The organism is Streptomyces anthophorae (genome assembly GCF_049310305.1).
Taxonomy (GTDB): Bacteria; Actinomycetota; Actinomycetes; order Streptomycetales; family Streptomycetaceae; genus Streptomyces.
Genome location: NZ_JBLWQQ010000001.1, coordinates 600,625 through 617,094, shown reverse-complemented (window position 1 = coordinate 617,094; position 16,470 = coordinate 600,625). Strand labels below are relative to the sequence as shown.

At 71.2% G+C, this 16,470-nt stretch carries 12 protein-coding genes; 7 read left to right on the top strand and 5 right to left on the bottom strand.

All coding sequences use genetic code 11. The annotated features are described in order from the left end of the window. Positions 1-3: 3 nt before the first annotated feature. On the top strand, positions 4-1,896 hold the full coding sequence (locus ACNYS0_RS02705) for an alkyl/aryl-sulfatase (protein ID WP_422470999.1): 1,893 nt from the start codon (positions 4-6) through the stop codon (positions 1,894-1,896). Between the two features lie 50 nt (positions 1,897-1,946). Continuing rightward, entirely contained in the window at positions 1,947-2,843 is an 897-nt protein-coding gene (locus ACNYS0_RS02700) for an NAD(P)H-binding protein (RefSeq protein ID WP_422470998.1), read from the top strand. Here ACNYS0_RS02700 and ACNYS0_RS02695 read toward each other — a convergent pair. The 3 genes from ACNYS0_RS02695 to ACNYS0_RS02685 are packed head-to-tail and all read right to left on the bottom strand — an operon-like array spanning position 2,822 to position 6,577. Beyond that, on the bottom strand, positions 2,822-3,829 hold the full coding sequence (locus tag ACNYS0_RS02695; RefSeq protein WP_422470997.1) for a 1-aminocyclopropane-1-carboxylate deaminase: 1,008 nt from the start codon (positions 3,827-3,829) through the stop codon (positions 2,822-2,824). The two genes, ACNYS0_RS02700 and ACNYS0_RS02695, sit on opposite strands and share 22 nt — an antisense overlap. Positions 3,830-3,866: 37 nt before the next feature. Beyond that, a complete protein-coding gene (locus tag ACNYS0_RS02690; RefSeq protein WP_422470996.1) occupies positions 3,867-5,156 on the bottom strand; it encodes an MFS transporter in 1,290 nt (429 codons plus the stop codon). Further along, positions 5,153-6,577: a M20 family metallopeptidase gene (locus tag ACNYS0_RS02685; RefSeq protein ID WP_422470995.1), complete on the bottom strand. Its 1,425-nt coding sequence runs from the start codon at positions 6,575-6,577 to the stop codon at positions 5,153-5,155. The genes ACNYS0_RS02690 and ACNYS0_RS02685 overlap by 4 nt, the downstream gene beginning before the upstream one ends. 138 nt (positions 6,578-6,715) lie before the next feature. On the opposite strand from ACNYS0_RS02685, the gene ACNYS0_RS02680 reads away from it, so the two are divergent. Continuing rightward, positions 6,716-7,615 carry a LysR family transcriptional regulator gene (locus ACNYS0_RS02680; protein ID WP_422470994.1) on the top strand — a complete coding sequence of 300 codons (900 nt, stop codon included), beginning with the start codon at positions 6,716-6,718 and terminating at the stop codon, positions 7,613-7,615. Positions 7,616-7,950: 335 nt separating this feature from the next. Continuing rightward, positions 7,951-9,213 (top strand): alpha/beta hydrolase, encoded by a 1,263-nt coding sequence (locus tag ACNYS0_RS02675; RefSeq protein ID WP_422470993.1) that lies wholly within the window; start codon positions 7,951-7,953, stop codon positions 9,211-9,213. Between the two features lie 70 nt (positions 9,214-9,283). Here the strand turns inward: ACNYS0_RS02675 and ACNYS0_RS02670 are convergent, their stop codons facing one another. Together ACNYS0_RS02670 and ACNYS0_RS02665 are read right to left on the bottom strand one after the other, a co-directional pair. After that, complete coding sequence (locus tag ACNYS0_RS02670; protein WP_422470992.1) at positions 9,284-11,656, bottom strand: MFS transporter; 2,373 nt, start codon at positions 11,654-11,656, stop codon at positions 9,284-9,286. A gap of 55 nt (positions 11,657-11,711) precedes the next feature. Beyond that, positions 11,712-12,311 carry a TetR/AcrR family transcriptional regulator gene (locus ACNYS0_RS02665; protein ID WP_422470991.1) on the bottom strand — a complete coding sequence of 200 codons (600 nt, stop codon included), beginning with the start codon at positions 12,309-12,311 and terminating at the stop codon, positions 11,712-11,714. Positions 12,312-12,622: 311 nt separating this feature from the next. Here ACNYS0_RS02665 and kdgD point away from each other — a divergent pair, with 311 nt between their 5' ends. The 3 genes from kdgD to ACNYS0_RS02650 all read left to right on the top strand — a co-directional run bounded on the left by kdgD (position 12,623) and on the right by ACNYS0_RS02650 (position 16,440). After that, positions 12,623-13,555 (top strand): 5-dehydro-4-deoxyglucarate dehydratase, encoded by a 933-nt coding sequence (gene kdgD / locus ACNYS0_RS02660; RefSeq protein ID WP_422470990.1) that lies wholly within the window; start codon positions 12,623-12,625, stop codon positions 13,553-13,555. 86 nt (positions 13,556-13,641) lie between these two features. Continuing rightward, on the top strand, positions 13,642-14,991 hold the full coding sequence (gudD, locus tag ACNYS0_RS02655) for a glucarate dehydratase (protein ID WP_422470989.1): 1,350 nt from the start codon (positions 13,642-13,644) through the stop codon (positions 14,989-14,991). Positions 14,992-15,117: 126 nt separating this feature from the next. After that, positions 15,118-16,440 carry a gluconate:H+ symporter gene (locus ACNYS0_RS02650; RefSeq protein ID WP_422470988.1) on the top strand — a complete coding sequence of 441 codons (1,323 nt, stop codon included), beginning with the start codon at positions 15,118-15,120 and terminating at the stop codon, positions 16,438-16,440. Positions 16,441-16,470: the final 30 nt, after the last annotated feature.

Sequence of the window (16,470 nt, the reverse complement as noted above, 5' to 3'; positions counted from 1 at the left end):
GATATGACTTCGACACCCAAGGCCGCGCAGCCGTCCGTCACTCAGCAGCAGGCGGAAGTCCGCGAGCGCCTCCCGTTCTCCGACACCCAGGACTTCGAGGACGCGAAGCGGGGCTTGATCGCCCGGCGTGCGCCGAACGCGGTCACCGCCGAGGACGGGCGTGTCGTGTGGGACAACGACACGTACGCCTTCCTCAACGGTGACGCCCCCGACACTGTGAACCCCAGTCTGTGGCGGCAGTCCCAACTCTGCGCCGAACAGGGCCTGTTCGAGGTTGTCGAGGGCATCTATCAGGTGCGAGGTCTCGACCTGTCGAATGTCACGTTCATCGAGGGCGACACCGGTGTGATCGTGATCGATCCCCTGCTGTCGAAGGAACCGGCCGCGGCGGCGCTCGACCTGTACCGCGAGCACCGCGGCGAGCGTCCGGTCACCGCCGTGATCTACACCCACTCGCACGCCGACCACTTCGGCGGCGTCAAGGGTGTCACCACGCAGGAGGACGTCGACGCCGGGCGCGTACCCGTCATCGCGCCCGAGGGCTTCACCGAGCACGCCGTCGCCGAGAACGTGTACGCGGGCACCGCCATGGCCCGCCGCGCCGCCTACATGTACGGCGCGGCGCTCGCCCGCGGCCCGCAGGGGCAGGTCGGCGCAGGGCTCGGGCAGACGACCTCGACCGGCGGCGTCACGCTGATCCCGCCGACCCTGTCCATCATGACGACGGGCCACGAGGAGACCGTCGACGGGGTGCGCATGGTCTTCCAGATGGCGCCCGACACCGAGGCACCCTCGGAGATGCTGATCCACTTCCCCGACTTCAGGGCGCTGTGCGCGGCCGAGGACGCCACGCACACCCTGCACAACCTGCTGACCCTGCGTGGTGCCGTCGTCCGCGACCCGCACGGCTGGTCGCACTACCTCACCGAGACCATCGACCTCTTCGGCGACAAGAGTGACGTCGTCTTCGCCTCGCACCACTGGCCGACCTGGGGCCAGGACCGCGTCGTCGAGTTCCTGGAGAGCCAGCGCGACCTGTACGGCTACCTCCACGACCAGACGCTCCGTCTGATCAACAAGGGCTGGACCGGAGCTGAGATCGCCGAACACCTTGAGTTGCCGCCCGCCCTGGAGAATGCCTGGAACGCGCGCGGCTACTACGGCTCCGTCAGCCACAACCTCAAGGCCATCTATCAGCGCTACATGGGCTGGTTCGACGGCAACCCGGCCCATCTGTGGCAGCACCCGCCCGTCGAGGCGGGCAAGCGCTACGTCGAGTTCATGGGCGGCGCCGACACCGTCGTGGACAAGGCGCGCGGCTCCTTCGACGCGGGCGACTACCGCTGGGCGGCCGAGGTGCTCAGCCACGTCGTCTTCGCCGAGCCCGACCACGCGGCGGCGCGCGAACTGCTCGCCGACACCTACGAACAGCTCGGTTACGGCGCCGAGAACGGCCCCTGGCGCAACTTCTACCTCTCCGGCGCCACCGAACTGCGCGACGGCAAGTTCGGTACCCCTACCGTTGCCGCGTCGGCCGACGTGATCGCGAACCTCGGCCCGACGATGCTGTTCGACGCCATCGCCATCCAGATCGACGGCCCCAAAGCCTGGAACGAGAAGCTCAGCATCGACGTCCATCTCACAGACATCGACGAGCGCTACCGGCTCCGCCTCGCCAACGGCGTGCTCACCTACAGCTCCGCGTCCCAGAAGACCGCGGCCGATGTCTCCCTCACCGGCGAGGTCCAGTCCCTGTCCGCACTGGCCGCCACCGGCCTGACCCCCGAGGGGCTCGAGCGGGCAGGCGTCCAGGTCCAGGGCGACGCGTCAACGCTCAGTCGGCTCGCCGCGGTGCTCGACCCCGGCGACCGGGACTTCTCGATCGTCACGCCGTGAGGTTCACCAAGTAAAAAATGTAACTCGGTTGCGCTATTGTGGCCCTTGTGATGACCGACGAAGCGCACCAGACGGACAACGGGCAGGGCGGCGGGACACGCCCCGTCCTCGTGACGGGGGCCACCGGCCGCATCGGCCGGGCGGTGGTGGACGAACTGCTGGCCGCGGGCGTGCCCGTGCGGGCGCTCACGCGCGACCCCGCGGCCGCGGGTCTCCCGGCCGGGGTCGAGGTGGTGGCCGGCGACTTCGCCGACCCCGCCTCGCTCGACCCCGCACTGCGGGGCGTGCGCTCGGTGTTCCTGCTGTGGACCGCGCCGCCCGCGACCGTCGAGGCCGTCGTCGGGCGGATCGCGGCCCGCACGCGACGGATCGTCTTTCTCTCCTCGCCGCACCGAACGCCGCACCCGTTCTTCCGGCAGCCCAACCCGATGGCCGACCTGCATGCCCGGATCGAGCGCCTGATCGCGGACTCGGGACTCGACTCCACGATCCTTCGGCCCGGCATGTTCGCCTCGAACGTCCGCCTGTGGTGGGAGCCCGCCATCAACGCCGGCGAACCCGTCCGGTGGCCCTACGCCGCCGTGGAGACCGCCCCGATCGACGAGCGCGACCTCGCCGCCGTGGCGGCCCGCACCCTGTACGAGGCCGGACACACCGGCGGCGACTACGTCCTCACCGGCCCCGAGGCGCTCAGCCACGCGGATCAGGTACGCGTGATCGCAGACGTCATCGGCCGCCCGGTCCCGTTCGAGGAACTCACCCCGGACGAGTTCCGGCGCGCGACCGAAGGCGCCTGGCCGCGCCCCGTCGTCGACATGCTGCTCGACGCGTGGGGTGCGAGCGACGGACACCCCGCGTATGTGACATCGACGGTGGCCGATGTCCTCGGAGTGCCCGCGCGGACGTTCCGCGAGTGGGTCACCGATCAGTGGAAGACGCCGCTGTAGGCGTTGAGCGCGGGCTGCCCGCCCAGGTGCGCGTACAGGACGTTCGCGTCCCTGGGGATGTCCCCGTCGCGTACGAGATCGATGAGTCCGGCCATCGATTTGCCCTCGTAGACCGGGTCCAGGATGACGCCCTCCAGCTCACCGGTCAGCCGGATCGCGTCCACCGTGGACTCGACCGGGATGCCGTAGCGGTCACCGGCCCAGCCCTCCAGAACGGTGATCTCGTCCTCGCGCAACTCCCGCCCGAGACGCAGGAGTTCGGCCGTATTGCGGGCGATCTTCGCCACCTGGGCGCGGGTCTCCTCGATCTTCGCCGAGGCGTCGATGCCGATCACCCGGCGCGGCCGGTCCTGGCCCGCGAACCCGGCGATCATGCCCGCGTGCGTGCTGCCGGTGACGCTGCACACCACGACCGTGTCGAAGAAGACGCCCAGCTCGCGCTCCTGTCGCTCCACTTCATACGCCCAGTTCGCGAAGCCGAGGCCGCCGAGCCGGTGGTCGGAGGCGCCGGCGGGGATCGCGTACGGGGTGCCGCCCGCGGCGCGTACGTCCTCCAGGGCCTGCTGCCAGCTGTCCTTGAACCCGATGCCGAACCCGGCCTCCACCAGGCGCACGTCGGCGCCCATGATCCGGGACAGCAGGATGTTGCCGACCTTGTCGTTGACCGCATCCGGCCAGTCCACCCAGCTCTCCTGCACCAGCACGGCCTTCAGGCCCAACGAGGCGGCGACCGCCGCCACTTGCCGGGTGTGGTTGGACTGCACGCCGCCGATGCTGACGAGCGTGTCCGCGCCCTGGGCGAGCGCGTCGGGGATCAGGTACTCCAGCTTGCGGGTCTTGTTGCCGCCGAAGGCGAGCCCGGAGTTGCAGTCCTCGCGCTTGGCCCAGATGCGCGGGCCGCCGAGGTGCTTGCTGAGCCGGTCAAGGGGGTGCACGGGGCTGGGGCCGAACAGAAGAGGGTGGCGCTCGAAGTCGTTCAGGGACATGGGGACTCCTTGCGTGGACGGGCCCGTCGGGCACGGGTCATCGGGGGTGCGGGGTGCGGCGGCGCAGCACGAACAGGCTGGTCAGGCTTGCCACGGCGGCGAACGCCACCCAGTAACTGGGGGCCGCCGTCTGCCCGGTCGTATCGAGCAGCCAGGCCGCGATCATCGGGGTGAAGCCGCCGAAGACGGTGACACCGATGTTGTAGCCCACGGCCATCCCGGTCGCTCGGGTCCCGGCCGGGAAGATGCCCGCCATGAGTGCGCCCATGGGGCCGTAATAGCAGCCCTTGAAGAGCGCCAGCACCATGACGACGCCGATCAGCAGGGCAAGCGAGGGCGTGGCCACGAGGAGCGCGAACATCGGGTAGATCAGCAGCAGGACCGCGCCCGCCGCCGGGACCATGATCGCGATCTGGCCCACCCGGTCGGAGAAGTGGCCCGCCACACTCGTCACCGCGAGCAGTACCAGGCCACCGGCGAGGGCCGCGATGAAGCCGGTGGAGTCCGGGAGGCCCAGGGTCTTCGTGGCGTACGTCGGGATGTACGTGATCAGGTAGTTGAGGCAGGTCGTCACGGCGAGCAGTCCGATGGTGAGCAGCACGCCGGCCTTGTGCTCGCGGAGCATGGTGCGGACCGGGGCGCGGGTGGCCTCGGGCTCCCGGGCGGTGGTGGGCGGCTCGGGCACGTTGCGGCGGATGTAGAGGCCCACGGGTGCCACGAGCAGACCGATGAGGAACGGGATCCTGAAACCCCAGGAGGTGAGCTGGTCCTCGCTGAGCGTCGAGGTGAGCACGGTGCCGAGGAGGGCGGCGAGCAGAGTGCTGGCGGCCTGGCTGGTGAACTGCCAACTGGCGGCGAAACCACGCCGGTCCGGCATGAACTCGACCATCAGGGCCGTCGCGCTGCCGAACTCGCCGCCCGCGGCGAAGCCCTGGATCAGCCGGGCGAGCAGGATCCCCACCGGCGCGACCACGCCGATCGCCGCGTACGAGGGCATCGCGCAGATCAGCAGCGTGCCGAGCGCCATCAGTCCGATCGACCAGGTCAGTGCGGCCTTTCGCCCCGCCCGGTCGGCGTAGGAACCCAGGACGAGGGCGCCCACCGGCCGGATCAGGAAGGAGACACCGAAGGTGCCCAGGGTGAGGAGCAGGGCCAGTGCCGGGTCGTCGTTGGTGAAGAAGACCTTCGACAGGTACGTCGCGAAGTAGCTGTAGACCGCGATGTCGTACCACTCCAGGGCGTTGCCGACGCACGCCGCGGTGATGATCTTCCCCGGGCTCGGGGTGGTGGTCGACCGTGCCGTGGTTCTCGCCGGTGGTGCGCTCATGGGGCGCTCCCGTCGGTGGAAGGGGCGGCCGGAGGCCAGGTGCCGTGCTCGGCGAGGTCGGCGAGATCCCAGAAGAGCCCGGCCATCACCTGAAGCGACTCGCGTACGAGCGGGGCCGGCAGATGCTCGTCCGGGGCGTGCTGGGAGCAGCCGGGGTACGAGTGCGGAACCCACACGGTGGGCAGGCCGAGGCCGCGCGAGAAGGCGGAGTTGGGCAGCGAGCCCGCCAGGTTGGGCAGGAGCGCGGGCGTCGTGCCCGTCGTGCGCTCCAGCGAGCCGAGCGTCCACGGGACCCAGGGGTCGTCCGGGTCGAGCCGGGTCGCCTCCATGCCGTAGTCGGCGGCGACCTCGACCATGCCGAAACCGTGCTCGTCGAGATGCTTGCGGACCGCACGCTCCACGTCGGACGACTCCAGGCCGACGACGAAGCGGAGCTGGCAGTGGGCGCGGGCGGAGCCGGGGATGGCGTTGGTGGGGTTGTCCGGCTGGCCCGTGGTCATGGCGAGGACCTCGATGGTGTTCCACGCGAAGAGGCGCTCGTTCGGGGTGAGTCCCGGCTCGCCCCAGCCGGTGTCGGGCGTGGGTCCGTCGGTGCCCGCGGGGATGTCGGCGAGGGCGCGGCGCACCTCGTCGGGGATCCCGGCGGGGCGCAGGCCCTCGACGCGGATGCTGCCGCGGTCGTCGACGAGGCAGGCGATCGCGTTGGCCAGGACGGTGCCGGGATTGCGCAGCAGGCCGCCCCAGTTGCCCGAGTGGTGCGAGCCCTCGCGCAGGTTCAGGCCGAGCGTGAAGTCGGCGGCGCCGCGGGAGCCGAGGAAGACGGTGGGCCGGTCTCTTGCGACGCGCGGGCCGTCGGAGCCGATGAGCAGGTCCGCGGCGAGCAGGTGGTCACGCTCCAACTCGCAGAACTCGGCGAGGCCGGGGGAGCCGAACTCCTCGCCGGTCTCAAGAAGCAGCACGACGTTGTAGCCGAGTCGCCCGCCGCGTTGCCCGATGGTGTGTTCCAGGGCGACGAGATTGACCAGGTGCTGGCCCTTGTTGTCGGCGACGCCGCGCCCGTACCAGCGCTCGCCCTCGACGGTGAGCCGCCAGGGATCGAGCCCGGTGCGCCAGCGCTCCGGGTGGCCCGGCTGCACGTCCGCGTGTCCGTAGGTGAGGAGCGTGGGCAGGCCCTCGGCCTCGGTGCGGCGGGCGACGAGGAACGGGTGGCGGGCGGAGACGGGGTTGTCCGCGATCTCGACGTCGAACCCCATGCGGTGCAGGCGCGGCGCGATCTCCTCGCTCAAGTAGCCGTGGAGCGCGGGCTCCTGGGCCGGGTCGTGGCTCTCGGTCGGGACCGCGACGAGGCGGGTGAGTTCTTCCAGGAACGTTCCGGAGTCGAAGTGGTGTGCGGCGCTGTCGATCGCGTCCTGTCTGCTCATGAGCCACGACGGTGGCACCGCACGGGAGAGGCCAACAAGGGGCGCTGGGACATCCGGCGGTGACAATATGGGAATGCGTGCGTTGCCGTGACGGCAACGCACGGTCCATGGCGAAGGCGCAGGGAGAGGGCACATCCGATGCCACTGGTCGACCCGGCCCTGAAGTACTTCATCGCCGTCTTCGAGACGGGGTCGGTGAACGCGGCGGCGCGCCGCCTCTTCGTCGCGGGCTCCGCCGTGAGTCGCCAACTCGCCCGCCTGGAGCGGGAGGTGGGCGCCCCGCTCTTCGACCGGCGGCCGAGCGGTGTCACCGCGACCGCGGCCGGGCGCGCGTTCGCGGGCTTCGCGCGGCGGGCGATTCAGGACGCCGAGGCCTTCACCGAAGAGGTCCACCAGCGCCGCACGACGCGGGCGGTCATCACGGTCGCCGCCACGATCGGTGTCACCCACCACCTGCTGCCCGACGTCGCCGCGGGCTTCCACGCGGCCCACCCGGAGGCCCGCGTCATCCTGCACGTGGCGCGGCCGACGGAGGCGACGCAGATGGTGGCGGAAGGCATCGCCGACCTCGGCGTCACCTTCAACATCGCGCTGCCGGCGGGTGTCTCGATCCGCCACACGCAGGAGGCCCCGCTCTGCGCGATCGTCCGCAGGGGCCACCCGCTCGCCGACAAGGCGGCCGTCTCGGTGCGCGACCTCGTCCGGCACCCGGTGGCCCTGCCCTCGGCCGACACCACGAGCCGGCTGCTCCTGGAGGCCTCGGCGGCGGCCCACCAGCTCACGGTGGAGGGTGTCTTCGAGTGCACCACGGTCGACGCGCTCCTGCGTTTCGTCCGCGCCAGCGGCGCGGTCACCCTGGCCAGCCGCGTCACGCTGGGCCCGTCCGACCGCCGTGCCCTGGTCGCCGTCCCCCTGGAGGAGAAGGAGTTCCGCCAGCGCACCCTCCAGGTGCAGTGCCGGGCGGGCCGCGAACTCCCGCCCGCGGCGGCGGACTTCATGGACCGGGTGATCGATGCGCTGGGGCATCGGGCGGTGTGACTGGTGCCGGCCACCGGTGACCAGTAGGTTCACGGCAACAACGTGCGAGGGGCACGGAGTTCCGGTGGGGCGAGGGCGGGGGAGTGGGGATGCGGGTGCCGAGGACGTGGCAGAGGGCCGGGATCCTAGTGCTGGGGGCCGTGCTCGTCGTCAGTGGGTGTGATGTCGGCACGAGGGCGGGCGACGCGCGGCCGCCGGAGCCCCGGCGGGTGCAGGCCAAGGCCTCGAATCCGCCCGCCGGGATGCCCTCCCGGTTCACCGGCGGGCAGCGGCTGCGGTGGGCGAAGTGTTCGGCGCCCTCCGGGGCCCGGGAGCGCGGGTACGAATGCGCCACCATGAAGGCGCCGCTGGACTACCGGAGGCCGGGGGGCGACACCATCGACGTCGCGCTGATACGGAAGCGGGCCACCGGGCCGGAGCGCGAGCGGATCGGCTCCTTGCTGCTCAACTTCGGTGGGCCAGGGGTGTCCGGTGTCGAGGGGCTGCCCAGGTACGCCCGTCAGTACGAACCGCTGGGCGAACGCTACGACCTGGTCAGCTTTGATCCGCGAGGGGTGGGCGGGACCATTCCCGTCACCTGCGTGGCGCGGCGGTTCGAGGGCGGTGACGCCTGCCCGAAGGGCTCCGGGAAGGTGCTGCCGTACATCGGGACCTCGCGGACCGCGCGGGATTTGGACCTGATGCGGTATCTGCTCGGCGACGAGCGGCTGCACTACTTCGGTGTGTCCTACGGGACCGAACTGGGCGGCGTCTACGCCCACTTGTTCCCGAAGCACGTCGGACGCCTCGTGCTGGAGGCCCCCGTCGACCCGACGCGGGACCGGGTGGAAGGTGACATCGCCCAGGTCAGGACCGTGCAGCGGGCCTTCGACCGGTTCGCGCGGCACTGCGCGAGCGCCTACGACGACTGCCCGCTCGGCCGGGACCCCGGGCGGCGCGTCGTCGCGCTCCTGCACAAGCTGGAGAAGACCCCCGCCCGCGCGCCGGGCAGGAAGAAGCTCGACGGGACCGACGCCGCCTACGCCATCTCCGATTTCCTGGACCGCGGCAAGGAGGGCTGGCGGCCCCTGGCCACGGCCCTCGACGACCTCATCGCACGGGGCGACGCCCGCGGACTGATGGACGCGGCGGACGATCACGAGCCCGGCGCCCACGCCCGCAGCGCACCCGTCGAAGGCGACGACGGCACCACCGCCCTCGTCGCCATCACCTGCGCCGACTCCGACCAGCGCCCCGGGTACGACCGGGCCGACGCCATGGCCAGACGGATCGAGGCGGCCTCACCCGTCTTCGGGAAGGCCTGGTCGAACAGCGTGTACCTCTGCTACGAGTGGCCCTTCGACGGCGAGCGGGCCGACCCCGACGTCGCCGCGAAGGGCGCCCGTCAGATCCTGGTCGTCGCGGGCACCGGGGACCCGACGACCCCGTACGAGGGCGGCAGGCACATGGCCGACGAGCTGGGGAAGGGTGTCGGCGTGCTGCTGGGCGTGCGGGCCGAGGGGCACGGCACGTACCCGCAGAACGCGTGCGCGACCCGGGCCGTCGACACGTACCTCCTCGACGGCAGGACACCGAGGAGCGGCACCAGGTGCGGATAGCGGAACGCCGCGGGCGGGGCAGTGGACTGCCCCGCCCGCGGCGGTGTGTTCCGGCGACCGGCGGGGGCCGTCAGTCCCCGTGGCCGAGCGAGACGTCGAGGTCGCCCGGGTTCCCGCTGCCCGCCACCGTGACCGGCTTCGACACCGGCGGGTAGCCGCTGGCGATCACCGTGTACGTGGCGCCGGACAGGCCGGCGAAGGCGTACACGCCGTCGTCGCCGGTGGTGTGCACCGCGACCACGTTCCCCGCCTGGTCGAGGAGGGTGACGCGGGCGTCGTTCACCGGGGAGCCGTCGGTGCCACGGACCGTGCCGGTCAGCGTCGCGGCGGAGCGCAGCACGGCGTCCTGCCGGGTGGCGGTGCCGCCGGCGACCTGGGCCTGGCCCGCGTACGGCTGGAAGCCCTCCGCGCTGGCCGTGAAGGTGTAGGCGCCGGGCGGCAGCTGCGGCAGCGAGTAGCCGCCGTCGGTGTCGGTGAGCGCCGAGCCGACGGTCTCGCCGCGCTCGTCGGTGGTGATGACGAGCGCGCCGATCACGGGCGCCGAGTCGGACTCGGACCGCACCGTGCCGTAGAGGCCGCCGTCGCCGCTGAGGACGAGGTCGAAGCCGACCGGTCCGTCCGCGCGCAGCGCGAGCGTGGCGACCCGCGGGTCACGGCCCGGGGCCGAGCCGACGAGGACGTAGCCGTCCCCTTCGGCGGCCGGGGCCGACACCGCGTAGCTGCCGTCGGCGGCGGCGGTGCCGCGCCCGATCTGCGCGCCGCCCCGGTCGATGAGGGTGACCACGGCGCCGGACAGGGGAGCACCCTGCCCGTCGAGGATCCGGCCCCGCACGCCCGGGCCCGCGACCGCCGGGGCGGTGGCGACGGGCGTGACGGGAGCGGCGGCGGCCACGGCCTCGCCCGCGGTCTCGGCGGCCTCGGCCGCCTCGGACGTGGACTCGACCTTCTGCTGCGAGTGCGCCAGCGGACGGCCCGCGCGGTACAGCAGGACCGAGACGACGAGACCGGCCACGAAGAACCCGGCGGCCCACCAGTACGCGGTCGCGTAGCTGTGCACGGCGGCCTCGGCCTGGGCGGCCTTCGAGGCACCGTGGTCGGCGATGTAGTTCGATGCGGCCGTCGCGGCCATGGTGCTGAACAGCGCCGTACCGATCGAACCGCCGACCTGCTGCATCGTGTTGACGGTCGCGGCGGCGACGCCCTGGTCCTTCGGGGCGACCCCGAGGGTGGCGAGGCTCATCGCGGGCGGCATCACGAGACCGATACCGACACCGATCATGATCAGCGGCGGCAGCACGTGCGAGGCGTAGCTGCTGGTCACGTCGAGCGCGGTGAGCCAGACCAGGCCGCCCGCGGTGAGACCCATGCCGACCGGGACGACCGGCTTCGGGCCGAGCTTCGGGATCAGCGCCATCGTGGCGACCTGCGCCGTCACCATCAGCGACAGGATCATCGGCAGGAACGCGACACCCGTCTCCATCGGGCTCTTGCCGAGGATGAGCTGGAGGTAGTACGTCAGGAACAGGAAGATGCCGAACATGCCGGCGCCGGTGATGAACACGCTCACGTAGGACGCGGCGCGGTTGCGGTCGGCCAGGACGCGCAGCGGCAGCAGCGGGTGCTTGGCCCGGGTCTGCCAGAAGATGAAGAGCGCGAGCAGGACGACACCCGCTGCCAGGAAGACCCAGCACATCCAGTTGCCCCAGCTGTGCGTCTCGGCGTTGGAGAAGCCGAAGACGATGCTGAACAGGCCCGCCGCGACGAGCAGCGTGCCCAGCAGGTCGAGCTTGGGACGCGGGCCGGGCGCGGGCTTGCGGACGAAGATCACCGCGCCGACGACCGCGACCGCGGCGATGACGAGGTTGACGTAGAGCGTCCAGCGCCAGTCGAGGTGCTCGGTGAGGAAGCCGCCGAGCAGCATGCCGATGGCACCGCCGGAACCGGCGATCGCACCGAAGATGCCGAACGCGCGGGCGCGTTCCTTCGGCTCGGTGAAGGTCGTCGTCAGCAGGGCCATCGCGGTCGGCGCGAGGATCGCGCCGAACACACCCTGAAGGGCGCGGCCGACGACGAGCATGGAGAAGCCGGTGGCGGCACCGGCGAGGGCGGACGAGCCCGCGAACCCTATGAGGCCGATGATCAGCGTCGCCTTGCGCCCGAAGAGGTCGGACAGCTTGCCGCCGAGGAGCAGGAGGCTGCCGAAGGCGAGCGAGTACGCGGTGACGACCCACTGGCGGCCGTCGTCGGAGAAGCCGAGGTCCGCCTGGGCGGACGGCAGGGCGATGTTCACGATGGTGGCGTCGAGCACCACCATCAGCTGGGCGAGGCCGATGACGGCCAGGACCCACCAGCGGTGGGGCACGTGGTGCGCGGCCTGCGCGCCCGGCGGCTGTGCGGACGAGGCCGCGGCCGGACGCTCGCGCGCGTCGAGCGGGGTGGGCATTGCGTGGTCCTTCGAGGTCTGTCGGGAGCCGGAGGCCGGGAGGGGCCGGAGGCGGTCAGGCGTTCAGCAACAAGGGGAGGACGACGGTGTCCACGTAGCGCTGGAGATATTCGGTGTCGGCCGACTGCCGCTCGAGGAGCGGCCGGGAGAAGACGGAACCGAGGAACATGTGCGGAAGGAAACCGCAGGCGGGTGCGGAGCGGTCGATCTCGCCGCGCTCCGCGGCCCGCGCGAGCATCGCCTCGAACAGGTCGAGCTCGGGCTGGACGAGCGCCTCGTGCACGGCGTCCGCGAGCTCCGCGTCCTTGCGGATGGCCAGCGAGATGCCGCGTACGAGGTCGAGGTCCTTGCGGGCCTCGCCGATCCGCTGCGCGAGCGCGTGCAGATCGCCCCTCAGGGACCCGGTGTCGAGGTCGTCGAGGGAGAACGGCCGCATCTCGCGCAGCGCCTCGGACACAAGCCGTGGCTTGCTGCCCCACTGCCGGTAGAGCGTGGCCTTGCTGCACCGCGACCGCGCGGCGACGGCGTCGAGCGTCATCGTCTCGTAGCCGACGTCGCGCACGAGGTCGAGGGTGCGTCCGAAGAGCTCGCGCTCCCGCTCGGGGGTGAGCCGGGTGCGCCGCTTTCTGCGCGTGAGGGGTTCGGGCAGCCCCATGGGTTCCTTGCCTGATGGTGGTGCGCGGATCCGCTCGAGGTCTGTCGTGCGCGGACAAGCGAACCGAAACGGTTTCGTACCGTTAGAAGGTACGCCCTCCCGTCATCGAAACGCAAACGTTTCGCTCCCTGTGTGTCCCCAGTGAAGATCACCTGACGATGCTCAACGCGCATCGCAAGATGCGAAATCGGTGTTGGACGTGCATCAGCGGCAGCTCATAGCGTCACGCCAGACCAGTGACGCGGGCCATACGGGAGTGGGCCCGCCTCCGGGACGTCTGTCGCACACCTCAGCTCGGGAGCACCGCCGCTATGACCGCCTACACGCCTGCCGACCTCGGTCGACGACTCGGCTCGGGCCTGTTGTCCTTCCCCGTGACCCACTTCCGGGGCGAGGACCACCCCTCGGCCTTCGACTTCGACGAGGAGGCCTACCGGGAACACATCGGCCGCCTCGGGGCGTACGAGGTGGCCGGACTCTTCGCGGCCGGCGGCACCGGCGAGTTCTTCTCGCTGACCGTGGCCGAGGTCGAGCGCGTGGTCGCCGCCGCCGTGGCCGCCGCGCCCGAGGGCACCCCGATCCTCGCCCCGGCCGGCTACGGCACCGCCACCGCCGTCGAGATGGCCAAGGCGGCCGAGCGTGCGGGCGCCGACGGCATCCTGCTCTTCCCGCCCTACCTCACCGAGGCCCCGCAGGACGGACTCGCCGCACACGTCGAGGCGGTCTGCCGGGCGACGAACCTCGGTGTCATCATCTACAGCCGCGCCAACGCCGTGTACAGCGCCGACACCGTGGCCCGCGTCGCCGAGTCCTGCCCGAACCTGATCGGCTACAAGGACGGCGTCGGTGACATCGACGCCATGACCCGCATCTGCGCGCGGCTCGGTGACCGGCTCACCTACATCGGCGGCCTGCCGACCGCCGAGATGTTCGCGCTGCCGTACCTCGAACTCGGTGTCACCACCTACTCGTCGGCCATCTTCAACTTCGTCCCGGAGTTCGCGCTCTCCTTCTACGCGGACGTCCGCGCCCGCCGCCACGACGAAGTGCTGCGGGGGCTCGACGAGTTCGTCCTGCCGTACACGGAGATCCGCAACCGCAAGAGCGGCTACGCGGTCAGCATCGTCAAGGCGGGACTCACCGCCACCGGCCACCCCACGGGCCCGGTCCGGCCGCCGCTGACCGACCTCGAACCGGCGGAGCTGGACGCACTCACCGCACTGATCAAGGGCATCAGCCTCTGACGCACGCTCGTCGCACGACTCATGCACCACCCCTTCCGTAGGTCCCTCATCCGCCTGCGAGCCGCACGCGAAAGGTGTCACCGTCCATGAGCCCCAAGGCCGTTCCCCCCGCCGCCACCCCCGTCGTCGCCTCGATGCGGGTCGTCCCGGTCGCAGGCCAGGACAGCATGCTGCTGAACCTGAGCGGCGCGCACGCCCCGTACTTCACCCGCAACCTGGTGATCCTCACCGACTCCGACGGCCGCACCGGTGTGGGCGAGGTCCCCGGCGGCGAGCCCATCCGCGGCACGCTCGAGGAGGTCGCCGACCTGGTCGTGGGGCAGCCCGTCGGCGATCCGCAGGCCGTGCTGCGCGCGATACGTGAGCGCTTCGGCGACCGGGACGCGGGCGGGCGCGGCGCGCAGACCTTCGACCTGCGCGTCACCGTGCACGCGGTCACCGCCGTCGAGGCGGCGCTGCTCGACCTGCTCGGCCAGTACCTGAACGTGCCGGTCGCGGCGCTCCTCGGCGAGGGCGTGCAGCGCACGTCCGTGCCCGTCCTCGGCTACCTCTTCTACGTCGGCGACCGCCGCCGCACCGACCTCCCGTACCGCGACGAGTCCGACGCCAAGGACGCCTGGGAGCGGCTGCGCAGCGAGGAGGCGCTCACCCCCGAGGCGGTCGTCGCGCTCGCCGAGGCGGCCCAGGAGCGGTACGGGTTCCAGGACTTCAAGCTCAAGGGCGGTGTGCTGGACGGGCGCGCCGAGGCCGAGGCCGTCACCGCACTCGCCGAACGGTTCCCCGAGGCCCGCATCACCCTCGACCCCAACGGCGGCTGGCTGCTGAACGACGCCATCGACATCGGCCGCTCGCTGCGTGATGTGCTCGCGTATGCCGAGGACCCGTGCGGCGCCGAGGGCGGCTACTCGGGCCGTGAGGTGATGGCCGAGTTCCGCCGTGCCACCGGCCTGAAGACCGCCACCAACATGATCGCCACGGACTGGCGGCAGCTGGGGCACGCCATCAAGGCCGACGCCGTCGACATCCCCCTTGCGGACCCGCACTTCTGGACCATGAACGGTTCGGTGCGCGTCGCCCAGCTCTGCGACGCCTGGGGCCTGACCTGGGGTTCGCACTCCAACAACCACTTCGACGTGTCGCTCGCGATGTTCACGCACGTCGCCGCCGCCGCGCCCGGTGACATCACCGCCATCGACACCCACTGGATCTGGCAGGACGGCCAGCGGCTGACCCACGAGCCGCTGCCCATCGAGGGCGGCGCCATCGCGCTGCCCGAACGCCCGGGCCTGGGCGTCGAGTTGGACATGGAACAGGTCGAGGCGGCCCACCAGCGCTACCTCTCCCTGGGCCTCGGTAGCCGGGACGACGCCGCCGGCATGCAGTACCTGGTCCCGGGCTGGACCTTCGACGCCAAGCGCCCCGCGCTGGTGCGCTGACCACCCCCCTTCATTTCTTCCGACCGCCGTTGCGGCGTCGTGGCCCGCTCGCACGACGCCGCACCGAGCCCCCGCATGCCCTGACTTCCGAACGTGCACCTCCGTCACTTCGAAGGAGAAGTGATCATGCCCATGCTCGTCGTTGCGCTCAGTGTTGTGGCGCTGCTGTTCCTGATGACCAAGGTGAGGCTCAACGGCTTCATCGCCCTGCTGCTCGTCGCGGTCGTCGTCGCGATCGTCCAGGGCATCAGCCTGCCGGAGATCTCCGATGTCCTGGAGACCGGTATCGGTGACCAACTCTCCGGCACCCTGCCGGTGATCGGACTGGGGGCCATGGTCGGCCGCGTGATGGGTGACGCGGGAGCGGCCCAGCGCATCGCCACCAAGCTGACCAGGGCCTTCGGCGACCGGTGGGTGCAGGTGGCGATGGTCGTCACCGCGATGCTCATCGGCGTCACCATGTTCTACGAGGTGGCCTTCGTCATCATCGTCCCGGTGGCGTTCACCCTGGTCCGTGTCACCCGGCAGAACCTGCTGTGGATCGGCCTGCCGATGTCCATCGCGCTCTCCACGATGCACAGCTTCCTGCCGCCGCACCCCGGCCCGACCGCCGTGGCCGAGATGTTCGACGCCTCCGTCGGACAGACGCTGTTCGTCGGCCTGTTCATCGCCGTCCCGGCCGGCGCGCTCATCGCCCTGGTCTGGCCCCGACTGCCGTTCGTCCGCCGGATGAACCCCTCGATACCCACCGGCCTCGTCACCGAGCGCGTCTTCGACGAGGACGAGATGCCGGCCCTCGGCTGGTCGCTCGCCGTCGCCCTGCTCCCGGTCGTCCTCATCGCCGGCGCGGCCATCGCCGAGATGTCCCTCGACGATCACGCCCCGGGCATGGGCGTCATCAAGTTCGTCGGTTCCCCCGAGTTCGCGCTGCTGCTGACCCTGCTGCTCGCCATCTACGTCTTCGGGCCGCGCGTCGGCCGCTCGCTGAAGGACATCGCCACCTCCTGCGGCGACGCCGCCAAGTCCATGGCCATGATCATGCTGGTGATCGCGGCGGGCGGCGCGTACAAGAACGTCCTCGTCGAGGGCGGCATCTCGGACTACATCAAGGACACCACCGAGCACTGGTCGATCTCCCCGCTGCTCCTCGCCTGGCTGATCGCGGCGATCCTGCGCATCGCCCTCGGCTCGGCCACGGTGGCCGTGTCCACGGCCGCGGGCATCGTGGCGCCGATGGTGGCGGGCAGCGGTTCCTCCCCGGAGCTGATGGTGCTCGCCGTCTCCTGCGGTTCGATCGCCTTCTCCCACGTCAACGACCCGGGCTTCTGGATGTTCAAGGAGTACTTCAACCTGTCGGTCCTCGACGCGATCAAGGCGCGGACCACCTATACGACGGTGCTTGCGGTGTTGGGGCTCGGCGGGGTCATGGCGCTCAACGCCGTGATGTGAGGATCCAAGAGGCGTTTGTAACAGCCATGT